Below are 16,208 nucleotides of genomic sequence, written 5' to 3' on the forward strand. Positions count from 1 at the left end.
GAGCTCTCTCTGAATGGCGCGAATTTTAGTCTTTAATCGCAAAGTTTCAATAGTTAACCCTTATTTGGGTGATGGATTTTTTATAATTGAATGGATTAGAAAAACTAACTCAAGGGCTGTGGGTAAAATCAGTAAATATGAATATTCAAATGCTTGAGTGAAATTTGAGCTGGATTGCGCCGCCTGACTGATATAAAAGCTTTTACATTGAGTCGGTGGTGGCAAAGCAGTAAACTTGCGGCCCCAAACTCAGTACAGCCTGTTCAGCGCTGGCTGATTAGATCAAATAAGGTATTCGGCACGCAGCAATGACAAGCCATCTTCGACCCGAACATGCGGTGCACAAGTTGTATGCACTGAGAAAATCCATGTCGACCAAACCCTTTACGGCCAGAGGGAAAAACCTGGTCAGGTGCAGTCGCTGTCTTTTGGCACAATCCTACTGCACCTGTGCTCACTGTCGTCCTTTAACTACCAAGGCTGCGTTCGTGTTGGTGATGTACGATGATGAAGTGCTCAAGCCGACTAATTCCGGGCGACTGATTGCCGATATGGTGCCGGATACTCACGCATTTCTTTGGGCGCGCACAGAGGTTAACCCGCAGCTGCTGGCGCTGCTTGAAGATCCCGGTTATCAACCCTATGTGGTGTTTCCCGGTGAGTACGCCTTTAAAGGTCAGCCAGTGGTGAATCAGGTTCCTCCCGAGGCGCTGGCAGAGGGTAAGCGTCCGATGTTTATTATGCTGGATGGCAGCTGGCGTGAAGCGGTAAAAATGTTCCGTAAGAGTCCCTATCTACACAGATTCCCATTACTGTCTTTCGATGCCGGTGAAATGGCGCGTTATGCATTGAGGAAGGGACAGAGGGAGTTTCAGTTTGGTACTGCTGAAGTGGCTGTTATGGTGTTGGCAGCCATGGGAGAGCAGAGCAATGCCAGTGCCTTGAATGCCTGGTTCGAGTTGTTTGTCGAGTCGTCACTGCTGGGGCGCAACCGTAGACCCACCAGCGATCTGACCCCCAGAAATGAACTGATCAGCAGTTTTAACACGGCCTGGCAAACTGCGGCAGGCGAGAGTCTTTAACTTTCTACCCGATTACGGCCATTGGCTTTGGCTTCGTACAGGAGGTCATCCGCAATCTTGGTCATCGACTCCAGGTCCATATTGCTTTTTGGCGAGCTGACCAGGCCTATGCTGGCGGTGACTGTGATAGTGTTGCCGCTGTCTTCAATTTGCTGCAGTGAAATCTGGTCACAGATGCGCTGAGCAATTTTTTGAGCCACCGCTTTGGGGGTATTGGGCAAAGCCAGAATAAACTCTTCCCCTCCATATCTCCCCAATATATCTCCCTCGCGGATCAGTCCCCGGGTCACACTGGCAAACACCTTGAGTACTTCGTCACCTGCGCCATGGCCATAGGTGTCATTGATATTTTTGAACTTATCCAAGTCCATCAGCATCAGGCTAAATGCTTGTTTCTGGCTGCGGCAAAGAATGAGCTGCTTCTCTGCCATTTCACTGTAGTGACGTCGATTATGACATCCGGTTAACGGATCTGTCTGCGCCAGCTGTTTGAGTTTTCGCTCAAACTCCTTTCTCTCTGAGATATCGAGAAAGGTCTGTGTAATGATGGTCTCGCCATCCAGACTCAGGGTGCTGAGTCTGAGCTCTGCCACGAAGTGGTCTGCATTTTCCGGCGTGATGACAATATCGATGCGAGCATCAGATATGCCTTCCTGCTTACGGGCAAGGAAGTCTTTGAGAAACGCCTGATAAGCCTCACGTTTGGTATCGGGAAGCATATGCTCAAACCGGGTATTGGTGACCTCATTGGCGCTGATATTGAACTTGGTCACGGCGTACTGATTCAGCATCAGGATGTCATTATCCAGATTGGTGATCACTATGCCGATAGGAGCAGAGTTAATGAGATCCTGCAGTTGCCGTTGATGCAAGCGGGATTCTTCAAGAGCCTGGGTTCTGAGGTTTTCAACCAGGGTCCGTATGGTGACGTCCCTGAATATGATCAACATCAGTGACTTACCAAGTTGGGTAAACCTGGCTTCCACATAGATAGCATCGCCACCTACATTGACCTCAAAGTCGTAACTGTCTGGTTTTGTGCCGGCTCTTACACCTTGAAGATGCTGCATAAACTCTTCACAGCGCTTAATGGAAAACACTTCACACAGCGGCTGACCCGGTTCTCCATGAAACAGAACCTCATCCAGTCCATCGGCCCCCCGTATTTCACGTACCCTGTTATCAGCATCAAGCCAGATACAGGTATCCGGCAGGGCATTAAGCAGGCTGTTCAGGTTGGCGTTAATCCGGTTGAGTTCATCTGAGCTGACATCCAGGGAGCGGCCCAACAGCGAGATATCATGGTCGAAATCCTGATACCCCTGATCAACCAGGCTCATCAAACGGTCAAACTCAGGGCTGGTTGGTAGTGTGTCGCCGTAAACCTTCTTTAACTGGCGTTTTAGCAGTCTGTGCATCCTAGTTCCGAGATACAGGTGATGGTCATGGTCTGATTGTGCAATTCAGCCCTGTGGCAATTATCCATAGGACAAATCTCTCCATAGGAGTAAAAGCCACATATCATGGTGGTCGAGGGCAGGGCATCTCTAACGACCTCAAGTTCTTCATCTGCCATTTGTTTGAGGATCTGTTTCCTTCCGACACAGGAAACCAGCAGTGCAAGTTGTGGCTCTGGCAACTGCTCTGTACAAATCTGAATCGCTCCGGCGGCACCATCTATGATGGCATCAACATTGGCCCTCATCAGGCGAGCGGTAGAGCCCTTGGGAATACCACCGGCAAAGGTGATACTTTGACGCGACTCATCAATGGCCAACATGGTTCGAACCAGTTTGGTATCAGAGCCGGGTTGGAGGATTTCAAGGGGGTATCTGAGCCCAATTCCCGGCAATTGATCAACCAGGTCACCAAGATAGCTTTTATAAACATCCAGCGCGGGTTGATGGTCAAGCTCAAGTAGTTCATGCCCTTGAGAGGAGGTGACCAGACGTTCGGGTCCAAATGGGGTCCAGCCGCCTCTTGAGCCGTGGCTGACGCTGAGATTTTGACCATAAAGGCCAACTGCCACTATCTGTTTGCTGACAACAGAGTCATTCAGCAAGGTATAGGTTTTCTCAAACTTGGAGTCGTCACCAGCAAGACCTCCGGTGATGGCGACGCTGTCATGGCAGTTTTCCGTCAGGCCCCTGGTCAGATCACTGCCAAACACTTCCAGCCCATCACTGAGTACCAGTATCAGTTGAAGGTCATCTGCGTTTAACTCTGAAGCTATGCTTGCACCTGTATCGTAAGATTCCTGAGGGGTCTGAATCAGTTGGGCTGTGGCTCTAATTTGAGTGCAGCGAAAGCCTATCAGGGTTGCTGACAGTCCGTTATCTTCAAGACCATCATTCAAAAATTCACCCGAGGTGGTGGCTCCTACCATTTGCGCATGGGGAACCTGTTCTCTGAGTTTTCTCAATGCATCCTCATTGGCGCAGAGATCCCCCATGACGATCATCAATACCTGAGAGCAATTGGCGATCTGTGCGTCGACCTCATTGTTCCATTGAGAATCAATTAACCGAAGTTGCTGGGTAAACATGAACAATCCTTTGATTCAATACCTTATCCTGACAAAAAGTGTAGTTCATCAGATAAAACTGTGCCGGGTTTGGGGCCGGATTTTACCTATCATTTCCTGTTTATAGCGCCAGCAGCGCATTGATGGTGAGCCAGACAAGAGGCACGTTGGACAGAACGAAAATCATGAACCTCAGCATTATGTTGTTGCCAATGGTCTGCACCAGGCTATGGATAATACGCAGTACTACATACGCCCAGGCCAGCCAGATATTGTGTTCGCCGGTGGCACCGAGCAGCCCAAGCGTCAGCACTATTGCGAAAAATACTGTAGGTTGCTCCATCAGATGGTTGTAGTTGTCAGCTTTCCAGCGAACTTTTGCTGGCAGTTTTGCCATCTGCTCTCCGGCCGGTGCATCCGGGTCCAGACGGATTTTATTGGCTCTGATTGCAGGGATTCGGGTGGCATACATCCAACACCAGATCACACTGGACCAGAGAACCAAAACTATCAGGGGCAACAGTAATTGACTTAATGCAGACATCTGAGGATCCTTTTTTGATGGTTTCTATGAAGATACCGACAGAAGCAAACGGCTTAAACCCACAACCAAAATAAAAAAGCACCCCTACAGGTGCTTTGCTGTAAATAAAAGTCTGGAGTCAGATCTTTCGTGCGATACGGGCGGCGGAATGAATGGCGCCTTCGATATACCCCAGTTGCTGGCAGTCACCCACCAGGTGTACAGTCACCCCGGCAGCGCTTAAGGTATCCGCCAATCGGGTATCCGGCGCAGCGCCGGACGCCAGTACCACGCTGTCTGTGGGCAGTGCGTGACTGATAAGGTTAGCCTCCAGCCCCAAATCCGGGTGTTCGCTTTTGGTTTTAACCTGGTAATGCACATGGTCAGCATCAATTGCCTCTATCTGTGCCTTTTTCACCAGCGTCACCTCAAGCTTATTGAGTTCGTGTAACACACGCCAACGTCTGACTATGCTCAGCTCTGCTCCCAAATCATGATCTGGTTCCAATACGGTAACACTACGACCCCGCTGCGCCAGAAATTCGGCCAACTCAAGTCCAACCAGTCCACCGCCAATAATGGTGACCTTATTGCCCAATGGCATCCAGATATTGGATAGCTTACGGGTGGCCTCTATAGAACCTGTGACCCCGGTTATCTGACCTGATGACAGCATGGCGCGCTGCACCATGGAGAGCTTTTGCCTGGCGATCTCCTTACCTTCACCTGTCATTATCTTTCGCAGCTCGTCACCTGACCACACATGTTTGCCATCGGCCCCCGGGATATCAGGCTTACCTCGGCTTGCCCCTGTGGCCACTATCACTTCATCGGGATTCAGCTCCTCGATAAGGGCTTTGTCGGCCTGGGTATTAAGCCTGACCTGAATATTGGGATGATCCAATTGCTTGATCTGTTGCTCAAGAAGCTTGCCATTCTCCGGGTAGGCCATAGAGGCGAAAAACAGGGTGCCACCCAGACGCGCGCTTTTTTCTACCAAAGTCACCTTATGGCCGCGACGGGCGGCAATCGCAGCGGCTTCCATACCGCCCGGGCCACCGCCTATGATCAGCAGGTGTTTAGGAGCATTAGTCAATTCAACAGGGTACTCTGACTCATTGCCTGTCATGGGGTTTACTGCGCATTTAACCCTTTCGTTGATGAAGATCTGGCTTACACAAACATAGCAGTAGATGCAGGGACGGATATCATCGGCGCGGTTTTCAGAAAGCTTGTTTGGCAAGTCAGGATCTGCAAGCAGCTTGCGGCCCATGGCTAAAAAGCTGATGTTGCCTTCTGCGATTGCCTTGTCGGCAACCTCAGGCTCAATACGGCCAACGGCGGTTACAGGGATACTGATGTTTTTGGCAACCTCTGTTGCCCAGTCCAGAAAGCCTGCCGGCCTGTTAACCAGGGGCGCCTGAGTAAATGCCGCACCTGAGTCCGGGTTGGCGTAGGCTGAGACACTGACGGCATCCAGGCCACACTCCTGTGCCAGTTTGGCGGTCTTAATACACTCATCCAGAGTAATGCCTGTCTCCACACGCAGCTCATAGGCGTCGAGCCTGAGCCAGACAGGATAGTCTCGCCCGACTTTATCCCTGACGGCGGCAATCACTTCACGCAGCAGACGACTGCGGTTTTCGTAGCTGCCACCATATTCATCATCACGCATGTTGTAATAGGGGGACAGGAAGCCGGCGATGATGTAGCTGTGGGCGGCATGCAGCTCTACACCGTCGAAGCCCGCTTTTTTCGCTCGTTCGGCCGCTTCAGCAAACCAGATGATCATCTGTTGAATATCAGCCTTGTCCATTACCCTGATTTTTACCTGCCCACCTTTTGGACGGATAAAGGCACCCAGTTCGGCGCGGGTAAGCGAGTTAAACATATCGCTTTGACTTTGGGGAGGAATGGAAGGCACCCAAAGCTCCCGACCTTCGGCCATATCTCTTGCTGCGGTTTTCCCTGCATGTTGCAGTTGAATGGCGATCCTGGCACCGTGGCGGTGAACCCTGTCGGTCAGATGTTTAAGTCCGGGGATGAACTTATCGTCTGAAATCCCAACCTGATAGGGCTCTGCTGTGCCCATGGGGTAGGCGATAGCTCCAACCCCCATGGTAATCAGCCCAGCGCCGCCTTTGGCTCTGGCTTCGTAGAAGGCCTGAATACGTTCGCTGCAATGGCCATCTGCTTCGGCAAAATTATCCCCCATCGGCGCCATAACAATGCGATTTTTAAGCTCTAGGGAGCCTATTTTGCCCGGCGACAGTAGGTGCTTATAGGCTGGGTCATGTATTTGATTCATACCGCCTCCAACTGGTCATCATGGGTAAGAAAGTCCAGGCAGCTGCGGTTAAACAGCGCCTGATGCTCCACCTGAACCCAGTGACCACACTGATTCAGCATGATGAATCGTGCACTCGGGGCGTTATCAAGAATTTTGAACATGCCAGCGGGAGGGTTAAACAGATCATTGGTGCCCCAAAAGCCAAAGATGGGGACCTGAATCTCCTTAAGTCGCTCTGTCATATTGGGTACCATCATGGTGGAGAACAGATTGGCTGGCTGAGTCACTGCGACGGCAGCGCGTTCCCTGAGAATATCCTCGGTCAGTTGGGAGGAGTCATAGAGTTGCAGGCTCATCACTTCGCGCATTTCGTGTACGCCCATGGGGCCTTTGCCATACACTTCGACCATGCGGCGTATGCCTTCCATCTCAAAATAGGTTTCTCGCTCTTCCACACCGCCGGGAGCCATCAAAATCAGCTTGGCGACTGTATCCGGATGAGCCAGGGCCTGCCCCAGTGCGATGGCGCCTCCCAGGGAGTTACCCAATAAAATGCCGGGTTCGAGTTTGAGCTTGTCGATAAAGCCATTGAGGCAAGTAATAAAAAACTCCAGGTTGTACTGCACATCATCAGGCTTGTCGGAGCGGCCAAAGCCGGGTAGATCCAAAACCAGATTCCTAAAGCCTGCTTGCGCGAATGCGGGATAGTTACCTTTGAAATTACTGAATCCCGATGCCCCAGGGCCACTGCCGTGGAGCCAGATCACGGGAGGATGTTTTCTGTCCAGCGGCCCTTCATCCAGATAATGAAGAGTGATGCCATTGTCCAGAGTGACAAATTTCTGCTTGGGCAGAGGAAGATCAGATTGAGCCATAGAGTCTCCTTTTGGGATCAGGCAATCGGTGCAGTCATCCTTTGCTTGCATGCCTTGCCCTTGAATGAGTTATGGCTTCAGATACTCATTGCTCACACCTGCTGATTCATCGTCCATTCAGACCAAAGTGTTGTTGCCGCTCATTTCAGTCATCTCCCCCATCTATTGGCGTTAGTCCCGTTGGACGATGTTGGTTGTTGCACTTGTGGGCACGCTGTTCACAACCTGGATAAGAGGCCATGACAACCTCAAAGGAGATGGACATGAAGCATAAAGATAAGGTGGTACTGATCACCGGCGCCGGTCAGGGCATGGGACAAGCCATGGTGCAACGCTTTGCCAGTGAAGGCGCCCGGGTCGTTGCGGTTGATATCAATCAGCAGGCCGCAGAAGAGACTGCCATGAGTTGTGACGGTGAGGTGATTGGTGTTGCATGTGACGTGTCTGACTCTGCCTCGGTTCTCGACGCCATGGCTAAAGCCGTGGCCGAATTTGGTGGCCTGGATGTGGTTATCAATAACGCAGGAGTGGGCTCGGTAGATGAGTTTATCAATACACCGGACGAAAACTGGGCCCGTGTGATTGGCGTTAATCTTACCGGTACTTTCCTTTGTTGCCGTGAAGCTGCCCGCATCATGCAGGAGCAGGGGGGCGGTAACATCATCAATGTCTCCAGTACCGCAGTGGCGTCGGGTGAAGGTCCAAGCCACTATGTGGCATCCAAAGCCGGTGTTATGGGGCTGACTCGCAGTATCGCCAGAGAGCTGGCACCTTCGGCTATCCGCGTTAATACCCTGGTGCCAGGACCAACCAATACCCCCATGATGGCCGGGATCCCGGATGAATGGACCCAGGCCATGATAAGTGCCATCCCCCTTGGTCGCATGGGCGAACCCGCTGATGTTGCGGCGGCGGCTTCTTTCCTGGCATCCGAAGACGCTGGTTTTATTACCGGTCAGAACATCGCCGTTAATGGCGGCATGGCTTTTCTGTAATCAGGCCGGAGCAATGAGCATGAGCACTGAGACGATGGAAGCGCGTATCGACCGGCTGGAATCTATCGAAGAGATACGTCAGCTCGCAGGTAAATACGCTTTGTCACTGGATATGCGGGATCTGGATGCTCATGTGGGCCTGTTTGCACCGGATATCCGGGTTGGCCGGGAGAAGACGGGTCGTGCTCATCTTAAATCCTGGGTTGATGACACCTTAAGGCACCAGTTTACCGGCACATCCCACCATATTGGCCAGCACATTATTGAGTTTATTGATGCTGACCATGCGGTGGGGGTGGTCTATTCAAAAAATGAACATGAGACAGGCCCTGAGTGGGTGATCATGCAGATGCTTTACTGGGATGACTATGAGCGAGTCGATGGCCGCTGGGTGTTCCGTCGTCGCTTGCCCTGCTATTGGTATGCCACAGATCTGAACCGGGTTCCCGTTGGTGATATGAAGATGCGCTGGCCTGGTCGTGAACCCTACAGCGGAACTTTCCACGACCTGTTTCCCTCCTGGAAAAGTTTCTGGGCCAATCCGCAACAGGACAAAGATCTGCTGCCTCAGGTCGCTGAACCCGCACCGCTGGAGCAATTTTTAAATCGAATGCGCGGTGACACTCCACCGCCGAAAATCCGGGTCAGATAAGCTGATGCAGCTTGGCAGTACTACCAAAACACTCACAGAGAATCCCCACAGAGAAAGGAGTTCCCGTGACGATAAACATACAGACATCGCAACTGGTTGCGCCTGAAGTCACCCAGGCAAAAATGGATTTGCGCGCCAGCGCTGCAGCCAGAATTAAACCTTACGCTCAATACACACTGGCCGACAGGCTGGAGGAGCAAGCAGCAGTACACGGCGACAAACCATTTATCATCTATCAAGGGCAGAGCTTTTCCTATGCCGAGGTGAACACCCAGGCCGATAAGGTTGCTCATGCGGCTTATGAGTTGGGGTTAAGAGCCGGTGACGTATGTGCTATAGCGCTGGAAAACCGTCCTGAATTTTTTGCCACCTGGTTTGGATTGACCAAATTGGGTGTTGTAGTTGCTTTTATCAACTCTCAAATTAATGGCGTCCCTCTGGTGCATGCCATTAAAAGCACTGAAGCCAAAGCTGTGATTCTGGGGGAAGAGTGTGCAGAGCTGTTTGTACAGACCTTAAGTGAGCATCCCGAGCTTGCCGATGTACCACTGTACATCCTGGAAGATAAAGAGAAGCCAGCATGTTGTGATACCACATGCTTCTCTGATCGTTTCACTGCCATCCTCAGGAATATGGATGAGCGAGAGTTTCCTCGTGAGCATCGCAGGGATATCACCGCAGAAACTCCAACACTGTTGATCTTCACCTCGGGCACTACTGGCCTGCCAAAGGCCGCTATCTACAGCCATCTGCGCTGGTTGACATCAGGGGATGTGATGCAGGTGACAGTGAATGCCGGTGCTGAAGATGTCTTTTATTGCTGCCTGCCTTTGTACCATGGCGCGGCGGCAACGTCAGTGACCTCCACGGCCCTGGCAGGTGGCAGCGCCATCGCCGTGCGTCGTAAGTTCAGTGTGCGTGAGTTCTGGAAGGATGTGCAGACCCACAATATTTCTGTGGTGCAGTACATAGGCGAGATCTGCCGTTACCTGCTCAATTATGACGATGCGGTCAATGACAGCAAAGGTAACCGCGACCATAAGTTACGTTGCATGCTGGGCGCTGGCCTGACAGCTGAATCATGGCGTCGCTGGCTGGATAAATTTGGTGACATGGAGGTTTATGAAGGCTGGGGGTCTACCGAGGCCAACACCAACCTGATTAACCTGGATAACTATATCGGCTCCTGCGGTCGGGTACCTGACTGGAATAAGACCAATTTTCGCCTGGTACGGTTTGACATGGAAACCGAAAGTCATCTTCTCGACGACCAGGGTAACTATATTGCCTGTAAGCCAGGTGAGGTGGGTGAGGGATTGGGAATGATCATCAATCACCCTGAGTTTGGTGGTGGCCGTTTTGAAGGTTACACCTCAAAGGACGCTACTGAGCAAAAAATACTCCGCAACGTGTTCGTTGAAGGAGATGAGTACTGGCGTTCGGGAGACCTGCTGAAGTTTGACCATGACGGCTACTTTTACTTTGTGGACCGTATAGGGGATACCTTCCGTTGGAAAAGCGAGAACGTGTCGACCCAGGAAGTTGCCGCTGCACTGGATGACTTCAAGGGCGCAGAAACCATCAACATATATGGCGTGCAGGTACCAGAGCATGAGGGCCGTGCCGGTATGGCTGCCATCGTAATGCAGGCGGGCGAGCGTTTTGACCCACAGGCGCTGTATGAACTCACCGAACAGCGTCTGCCCCGTTACGCCGCACCTCAGTTTGTGCGCGTCAGCGAAGCCGCCGATATGACCTCCACCTTCAAGCTGCGCAAAGTTGATTTGCAAAAGCAGGGTTATGACCCCAGGGCCGTTAACGAGCCTTTATATATTCGAAACGACAAAGCAGGTACCTATCAGCTCTGGTCTGAGAGTGTACTGCGTGACACCGGCTTCCCGCCGTTTGACGGAAGCAATAAGGAGTAATCAATGGGATTGACAGGGAATGCCGCCATTGTTGGCGCGGCGCAGTACAAGCCTGAAAAATACCAAAGCGCGCCTCAGATGTTTCATCTGGAGCAGGTCGCGGATTTGGCCAGATTGGCACTGCGGGATGCGGGAATGAGTATTAAAGAACTGGACGGTCTGGTTATCCATGGCCCCCAGTTTCACGAGGCTTCTATCTTTGTACCTGCTATGGCTGCGGAGTATCTGGGGATAGAACTCAATTTTGCCGAAGTGGTGGATCTGGGCGGTTGTACCTCTGTCGGGATGATCTGGCGTGCGGCTGCAGCAGTTGAAATGGGACTGTGCGAAGCCGTGCTCTGTGTCATTCCCGCACGCATGGCACCTTTTGGGCCCAATGATGACCCAATGTGGATGGCCCAGGCTATGCGTTATGGCGGTCACTCAACTGCCTTTGGTGCACCGGAAGCCGAATTTGATCTACCTTATGGCCACCTCGGACAGAACACGGGTTATGCCATGATCGCTCAGCGCTATGCCGCCAAATACGGATATGATCCAGAGGCGATGGCTAAAATTGCCGTTGACCAGCGCTTCAATGCTCAGGGACATCAGGATGCCATATTCCGTGGCAGTGAATTGACTGTTGAACAGGTACTGGCATCCAAAATGGTGGCCGATCCTCTTCATATCCTGGAGATTGTGATGCCTGTCGCCGGTGGCGCTGCTGTGATTGTCACATCAAAAGAGAAGGCGGCAAAAGCCAAAAATCGACCGGCGTTTGTCACAGGCTTTGGTGAGCGTCTGTCTTACAAATCACCCTCCTATGCCAACGAGATGACGGTAACTCCGCTGGCACAAGCAGCGTCAAAGGCGTTTGCCATGGCTGGAGTAAGGCCAGAAGATATGGATGCCGCCCAGCTTTATGACTGTTACACAATTACTGTGCTTTTATCCCTTGAGGATGCAGGATTCTGCCCAAAGGGGGAGGGTATGCGCTTCATTCGAGAACACAACCTGACCTATAAAGGCGATTTCCCACTCAACACCCATGGAGGTCAATTGAGCTTTGGCCAGTCCGCATCGGCAGGAGGCATGTCTCAGGTGATTGAGGCCTTCGAACAAATCGCTGGTCGTGGCGGAGAGCGTCAGCTTGCCAGAGCGGACCAGATTTTTGTCAGTGGAACAGGCGGCGTGATGAGTGAGCAGGGCGCTTTGATTTTGCAGGGAGGCTAACTTATGAGTGTTAAACCTATGCCAGTGGCGACGTCGATTTCTCAACCCTTTTGGCAGGCCCTGAACGAAGGAGAGCTGCTTATTCAGCAGTGTGAAGACTGCCGGGGCTTTGTGTTTTATCCCAGAAATCACTGTACCCATTGTATGAGCGACAAGCTCAGTTGGAAGCCGGTATCCGGAGAAGCGACCCTATACACTTATACGCTGACAAGAGTCCCGACCTTACCGGAATTGGCGGATGAAATGCCTCAGGCACTGGCGGTAGTGGAGCTGAAAGAGGGGGTAAGAGTAAACACCACGCTGACCGGGCTGGATGAAAGTGAGATTCGGGTGGGAATGAAGCTTAAACCTGTGTTTCATAAAGTGGATGCCAGGGGCAATACTCTGCTTCGTTTTACGGCAGAGCACAAAGCTCTGGATATGATCCCCTATAACAACCCATTTGAGAGCCTGAATCGCAATGCCAAAGGTCAGATCCAGGTACCTATATCTAATCTGGCGGCGATGTCGGCCCTCGCCAATAATGAGTTCACCGACTGGAGTGAAGCGATCACAGTTGACCAGGCTTTGATCAATGCCTTTGCCGACTTGTCCGGTGATAACTATTGGATCCATACGGACCCTGACAAAGCCGCTAAAGAAAGTCCGTTTGGTACTACAATCGCTCATGGCTCTTTAGTCCAGGTATTGCAATCCCGTATGCAATTCGCACTGCCGTTTGAGGTTGTAGGTTTTAAAACCATGGTGAATTACGGCTCGAACCGTTTGCGCTTTCCGGCACCAGTGCCGGCTGGCAGTCAGATCCATGCCAGGGCGAAAGTTAAAGCGGTAGATGCGACGCCCAAGGGGATGCAACTTACGCTGGAGGTGAATATCCATGTGGTGGGTCAGGAACGCCCCTCGGTCATTAACGATCTGGTGATCTTCTACCGCTGAGCTTTATGAGGGAGCAGGTATTTAACGCCCTGATTAACGTTTAAAACCTGAGCGTGAGTAGATTCCCTCACAAAAATCCCGGGCTGGACACCCAGGATACCAAATAGCACCTGGTCGTTACTTCCGACTCAGTAAGCCTTCTGTTTTATGTCTGTCTTACTTATGCAGGCAACAGCCAGCAGGCAACTGACTGATGAATACAGGTGCTGCTTTAATCTCCAACCTTCCTTGCCGGCTGCTATCGCATGCCGGCTTTTTTATGATCGCTTTTGGATGTTAAGCCGATGTTCATCTTGAGCCCGACAAACTTGCCCGGTAATTTGAAACCACTGTGATCGGGAGAGTTTCAATGTCTTATCCAAAGGAGAGCAGATGAAAAAGTTGCAACTTAGCGGAAATTACACCAAACAACAGGGCTTCAGCGGCGTACAGGTGATGCTTATCGTGTTGGCGGTAATATTGATCACCACTGCAACCAGCTTCTATATCATCAAAACTTATATCTTTCCTTCGCCTTTCACACCGGTCGAACTTAATCAGCAGGAAGCCAAAACGCTGGATAATAAGCTGGCTGCATTGGGATGGGAAACTGAAACTCGAAATGATTCGCAAAATGCCGTACAGCGGGGTAATACAAAATACGCTGTAAATGATGAGACAAATGGCACTCAAGCAGAGCGTTCCCCGGCCCCGCAACGGGGAAGTGACCTTGCTCCTGAGCCATACAGCGAATCACCAGCCGACAGATTGGTCAGTTTCAGTGAGAAAGAGGTGAATGCCATGATCGCTCGCAGCCCTGATTTTGCCCAAAGAGTCGCCGTAGATTTCTCTCAGGATCTGGCCAGCGCGAAAATCCTGATCCCTGTGCCTGAGGATTTCCCTGTTATGCCGGGACAGATAGTCAGGGTCAGCGCAGGGCTGGATATCCGATTAGATGCCGACCGACGACCTGTTGTTGCTTTGGTTGGTGTCAGTGTTATGGGGGTTCCCATTCCCAACGCCTGGCTGGGCAATATCAAAAGGGTGAATCTGGTGAATGAGTTTGGCAGCGGCGGATTCTGGACGACATTTGCCGATGGTGTAGAGCATATTTCTGTTACTGAAGGGCAACTCAATATAAAGTTACGGCCATAACTCTTGTCGTTATCATCAATAGGGAAGTGTTATGACATCCTTGACCAGAGAAGCTATTGCCAGTGTATTGGCTGAACGCCTCACCTATATATCGAAAGATTTTACAGGACGATCCTTGGCTGTTGTTGATATAGGGATATTTCCCTGGCATGGCACTGTAGAAATTTCACTATTGTTTGACGACGAGATTGATGGAGCAGATCTTGAAGAGATTGCGGCATGGCCTGCTTATGCCTGGAGTGACAAACAGGGAGCTGAATATTGGCAGGCTGGTGCCGAGCTTGGCACAGTCTTTCAGAAGCAGTATCGGGAGGGCGTTCCTCTGGACAGTTTGTTGTTGCTGGTGGCCAATGCGTTAACACAGCCAGGTGTCACTAAAGCCCTCAGTGAGTATCAGCTCTCGGAAAGCTTTAAGTTTCAGCTGTTAAATCCCGACACCACTGGTGGACCCAATTATTGTGCGCTCCAGTCCTGAGCTCCCGAAGGCATCAGGAGCCGTTGTTTCCAGAACCAAGGCATTAGTCTCCCGGCTTTAAAAAATGATAGAAGAGTTAACAGAAGAGATGTTTTTCTATCCTCCTGATACCTGTTTTTAGCTACTTTTCCCTGAATTTACCCTCACCATTTCGCTTATCTAAACTTTATTCTCCCTGCGGTCATCAAATTCTGACCTTTGATAACTTGTTCAAGCGGGAAAAACGCTCCAATCCGTTTTTAAATTAAGGTCAAATCTCAGATTAGAACCCCAAATTTATAATGATTTTGGCGGGGCGCTTTGGGGATGAATTAAAAAATAAACATTATATTACAATGTGATACCTAGAAAGCTTCCCGCTTCATCAACCCTCCTTGTTCCGCCGTTTACCCCTGAAACCTCCTGTGAATCATCAGTCAGATCTCGCTAAATGAACTCAGCCGAACGGGGAAACCCCAACGCTGAATTGAAACGATAAAACTTAACACTTTACTTTACACGATTAGATATATGAGGAATTCACTATGAACACTCAAGACAAAGTAGAACTGATTGAAGAAACCCTGTTGGACAGCGTATCAGGTGGTGCAATGGATCGCGAGCTATGTGAAATCGACCTTTGTTCAATCGATATCTGTGACTGGCCTTGTTTCTTCGACTAATAGTCGGAGTTCGGAAAACATAATTTAAACCTAATTAGATAAAGGATTTCACTATGAAAACTCAAGACAAAGTAGAACTGATTGAAGAAACCCTGTTGGACAGCGTGTCAGGTGGAGCGATGGACCGCGAACTATGTGAAATTGACCTTTGCTCAATCGATATCTGTGATTGGCCATGTTTCTTCGACTAATTGGTCGGATATGAAAGAGTGCAGCCCCGGAGTCACTGGACCTAAGGCGTAAAAGGTGTATGGCAAGGTTTCATCCCCCAATCGCTATATCCGGCAACGTCAGCAAACTAACCAGCGGGTTCGGGGCCCGCACTTCTCACCACTAATCGCAAGGAGTCAGCAATATGAAAGCCCCAGATAAACAAGAGATCTTAAAGTATCAGAACCAGGATGTGATCGACAGATTCATTAAAATCTATGGTGTGACAGAAGAGCAAGCCCAGCAGATATTTACTGATGTCAAACTCTGGCTCTGGATGGCCTGCAAAGTGCGCGCTGAAGGTATTGATAAACCTTTAGTCATTGATACCGCTTTAGTGGTAATCGATGAGATGTGGCACAACTTTATGCTTTTCACCCGTGACTATACCCAGTTTTGCGAACGCTATTTCGGTACCTATATGCATCACTCTCCCAATACCAAACCAAAAATCGCGGAGGAAAAGGCCAGCATGGAAGAGCTCTCTTTGAAGGAGCGAAGAGAAGCGCTGATGGACAAAAAGCGCTGGCAATATGAATTCGTCTACGACCATTTGGGAAGAGACGCTTTTATCCGCTGGTACAAAACCTATCCCGGTCTTTACACGCCTCACTCGTTGGCTGAAATGGCGCTGGAAGCAGAACAACAAAGGGTGGATGACAAGCAGGCTCAGCTCGAAGCCGCTGTTGCTAAAGTTGCGTGATAGC

General features: G+C 50.6%; 16 protein-coding genes. 11 read left to right on the plus strand and 5 right to left on the minus strand.

Annotation, left to right across the window (positions count from 1 at the left end; translation table 11 throughout):
- The first annotated feature begins 368 nt into the window (after nucleotides 1-368).
- Entirely contained in the window at nucleotides 369-1,082 is a 714-nt protein-coding gene (locus tag ACFOE0_RS15400) for a tRNA-uridine aminocarboxypropyltransferase (protein WP_380712293.1), read from the plus strand.
- On the opposite strand, the gene ACFOE0_RS15405 is transcribed toward ACFOE0_RS15400, so the two are convergent.
- The 5 genes from ACFOE0_RS15405 to ACFOE0_RS15425 form a co-directional block, all read right to left on the minus strand.
- Nucleotides 1,079-2,500 carry a sensor domain-containing diguanylate cyclase gene (locus ACFOE0_RS15405; protein WP_248936039.1) on the minus strand — a complete coding sequence of 474 codons (1,422 nt, stop codon included), beginning with the start codon at nucleotides 2,498-2,500 and terminating at the stop codon, nucleotides 1,079-1,081. The two genes, ACFOE0_RS15400 and ACFOE0_RS15405, sit on opposite strands and share 4 nt — an antisense overlap.
- Complete coding sequence (locus tag ACFOE0_RS15410) at nucleotides 2,485-3,627, minus strand: FIST signal transduction protein (RefSeq protein ID WP_248936040.1); 1,143 nt, start codon at nucleotides 3,625-3,627, stop codon at nucleotides 2,485-2,487. Before ACFOE0_RS15410 ends, ACFOE0_RS15405 begins: the two co-directional genes overlap by 16 nt.
- A 100-nt stretch (nucleotides 3,628-3,727) precedes the next feature.
- On the minus strand, nucleotides 3,728-4,150 hold the full coding sequence (locus ACFOE0_RS15415) for an MAPEG family protein (RefSeq protein WP_248936041.1): 423 nt from the start codon (nucleotides 4,148-4,150) through the stop codon (nucleotides 3,728-3,730).
- A gap of 118 nt (nucleotides 4,151-4,268) precedes the next feature.
- On the minus strand, nucleotides 4,269-6,437 hold the full coding sequence (locus ACFOE0_RS15420; protein WP_248936049.1) for an FAD-dependent oxidoreductase: 2,169 nt from the start codon (nucleotides 6,435-6,437) through the stop codon (nucleotides 4,269-4,271).
- Nucleotides 6,434-7,294, minus strand: coding sequence for an alpha/beta fold hydrolase (locus ACFOE0_RS15425; protein WP_248936051.1), 861 nt, complete (start codon nucleotides 7,292-7,294; stop codon nucleotides 6,434-6,436). The genes ACFOE0_RS15420 and ACFOE0_RS15425 overlap by 4 nt, the downstream gene beginning before the upstream one ends.
- A 263-nt stretch (nucleotides 7,295-7,557) precedes the next feature.
- Here ACFOE0_RS15425 and ACFOE0_RS15430 point away from each other — a divergent pair, with 263 nt between their 5' ends.
- The 10 genes from ACFOE0_RS15430 to ACFOE0_RS15475 all read left to right on the plus strand — a co-directional run bounded on the left by ACFOE0_RS15430 (nucleotide 7,558) and on the right by ACFOE0_RS15475 (nucleotide 16,204).
- Nucleotides 7,558-8,289 carry an SDR family NAD(P)-dependent oxidoreductase gene (locus tag ACFOE0_RS15430; protein WP_248936053.1) on the plus strand — a complete coding sequence of 244 codons (732 nt, stop codon included), beginning with the start codon at nucleotides 7,558-7,560 and terminating at the stop codon, nucleotides 8,287-8,289.
- 19 nt (nucleotides 8,290-8,308) lie between these two features.
- The gene (locus ACFOE0_RS15435; RefSeq protein ID WP_248936056.1) at nucleotides 8,309-8,941 is read left to right on the plus strand and encodes a nuclear transport factor 2 family protein; all 633 of its coding nucleotides are present in this window, start codon (nucleotides 8,309-8,311) and stop codon (nucleotides 8,939-8,941) included.
- A gap of 65 nt (nucleotides 8,942-9,006) precedes the next feature.
- Nucleotides 9,007-10,869 (plus strand): long-chain-acyl-CoA synthetase, encoded by a 1,863-nt coding sequence (locus ACFOE0_RS15440; protein WP_248936058.1) that lies wholly within the window; start codon nucleotides 9,007-9,009, stop codon nucleotides 10,867-10,869.
- Between the two features lie 3 nt (nucleotides 10,870-10,872).
- Nucleotides 10,873-12,084, plus strand: a complete 1,212-nt coding sequence (locus ACFOE0_RS15445) for a thiolase family protein (RefSeq protein ID WP_248936060.1) — start codon at nucleotides 10,873-10,875, stop codon at nucleotides 12,082-12,084.
- Nucleotides 12,085-12,087: 3 nt separating this feature from the next.
- The gene (locus ACFOE0_RS15450) at nucleotides 12,088-13,020 is read left to right on the plus strand and encodes a bifunctional OB-fold nucleic acid binding domain-containing protein/MaoC family dehydratase (protein WP_248936061.1); all 933 of its coding nucleotides are present in this window, start codon (nucleotides 12,088-12,090) and stop codon (nucleotides 13,018-13,020) included.
- A 372-nt stretch (nucleotides 13,021-13,392) separates the two neighbouring features.
- Nucleotides 13,393-14,154 carry an arginine N-succinyltransferase gene (locus ACFOE0_RS15455; RefSeq protein ID WP_248936062.1) on the plus strand — a complete coding sequence of 254 codons (762 nt, stop codon included), beginning with the start codon at nucleotides 13,393-13,395 and terminating at the stop codon, nucleotides 14,152-14,154.
- A gap of 31 nt (nucleotides 14,155-14,185) precedes the next feature.
- Complete coding sequence (locus tag ACFOE0_RS15460; protein ID WP_248936065.1) at nucleotides 14,186-14,629, plus strand: hypothetical protein; 444 nt, start codon at nucleotides 14,186-14,188, stop codon at nucleotides 14,627-14,629.
- Between the two features lie 524 nt (nucleotides 14,630-15,153).
- Nucleotides 15,154-15,291: a hypothetical protein gene (locus tag ACFOE0_RS15465; protein ID WP_248936067.1), complete on the plus strand. Its 138-nt coding sequence runs from the start codon at nucleotides 15,154-15,156 to the stop codon at nucleotides 15,289-15,291.
- A gap of 53 nt (nucleotides 15,292-15,344) precedes the next feature.
- Nucleotides 15,345-15,482, plus strand: coding sequence for a hypothetical protein (locus ACFOE0_RS15470; RefSeq protein ID WP_248936068.1), 138 nt, complete (start codon nucleotides 15,345-15,347; stop codon nucleotides 15,480-15,482).
- A 164-nt stretch (nucleotides 15,483-15,646) separates the two neighbouring features.
- Nucleotides 15,647-16,204, plus strand: coding sequence for a hypothetical protein (locus ACFOE0_RS15475; protein ID WP_248936070.1), 558 nt, complete (start codon nucleotides 15,647-15,649; stop codon nucleotides 16,202-16,204).
- Nucleotides 16,205-16,208: the final 4 nt, after the last annotated feature.

Origin of the sequence: Shewanella submarina, from assembly GCF_042646185.1 — a bacterium.
GTDB lineage: Bacteria > Pseudomonadota > Gammaproteobacteria > Enterobacterales > Shewanellaceae > Shewanella > Shewanella corallii.

Coding starts and splice junctions, on each gene's coding strand:
- ACFOE0_RS15400 (WP_380712293.1), top strand. CDS start 369: ATGTCGACCAAACCCTTTACGGCCAGAGGGAAAAACCTGGTCAGGTGC.
- ACFOE0_RS15405 (WP_248936039.1), bottom strand. CDS start 2,500: ATGCACAGACTGCTAAAACGCCAGTTAAAGAAGGTTTACGGCGACACA.
- ACFOE0_RS15410 (WP_248936040.1), bottom strand. CDS start 3,627: ATGTTTACCCAGCAACTTCGGTTAATTGATTCTCAATGGAACAATGAG.
- ACFOE0_RS15415 (WP_248936041.1), bottom strand. CDS start 4,150: ATGTCTGCATTAAGTCAATTACTGTTGCCCCTGATAGTTTTGGTTCTC.
- ACFOE0_RS15420 (WP_248936049.1), bottom strand. CDS start 6,437: ATGAATCAAATACATGACCCAGCCTATAAGCACCTACTGTCGCCGGGC.
- ACFOE0_RS15425 (WP_248936051.1), bottom strand. CDS start 7,294: ATGGCTCAATCTGATCTTCCTCTGCCCAAGCAGAAATTTGTCACTCTG.
- ACFOE0_RS15430 (WP_248936053.1), top strand. CDS start 7,558: ATGAAGCATAAAGATAAGGTGGTACTGATCACCGGCGCCGGTCAGGGC.
- ACFOE0_RS15435 (WP_248936056.1), top strand. CDS start 8,309: ATGAGCACTGAGACGATGGAAGCGCGTATCGACCGGCTGGAATCTATC.
- ACFOE0_RS15445 (WP_248936060.1), top strand. CDS start 10,873: ATGGGATTGACAGGGAATGCCGCCATTGTTGGCGCGGCGCAGTACAAG.
- ACFOE0_RS15450 (WP_248936061.1), top strand. CDS start 12,088: ATGAGTGTTAAACCTATGCCAGTGGCGACGTCGATTTCTCAACCCTTT.
- ACFOE0_RS15455 (WP_248936062.1), top strand. CDS start 13,393: ATGAAAAAGTTGCAACTTAGCGGAAATTACACCAAACAACAGGGCTTC.
- ACFOE0_RS15460 (WP_248936065.1), top strand. CDS start 14,186: ATGACATCCTTGACCAGAGAAGCTATTGCCAGTGTATTGGCTGAACGC.
- ACFOE0_RS15465 (WP_248936067.1), top strand. CDS start 15,154: ATGAACACTCAAGACAAAGTAGAACTGATTGAAGAAACCCTGTTGGAC.
- ACFOE0_RS15470 (WP_248936068.1), top strand. CDS start 15,345: ATGAAAACTCAAGACAAAGTAGAACTGATTGAAGAAACCCTGTTGGAC.
- ACFOE0_RS15475 (WP_248936070.1), top strand. CDS start 15,647: ATGAAAGCCCCAGATAAACAAGAGATCTTAAAGTATCAGAACCAGGAT.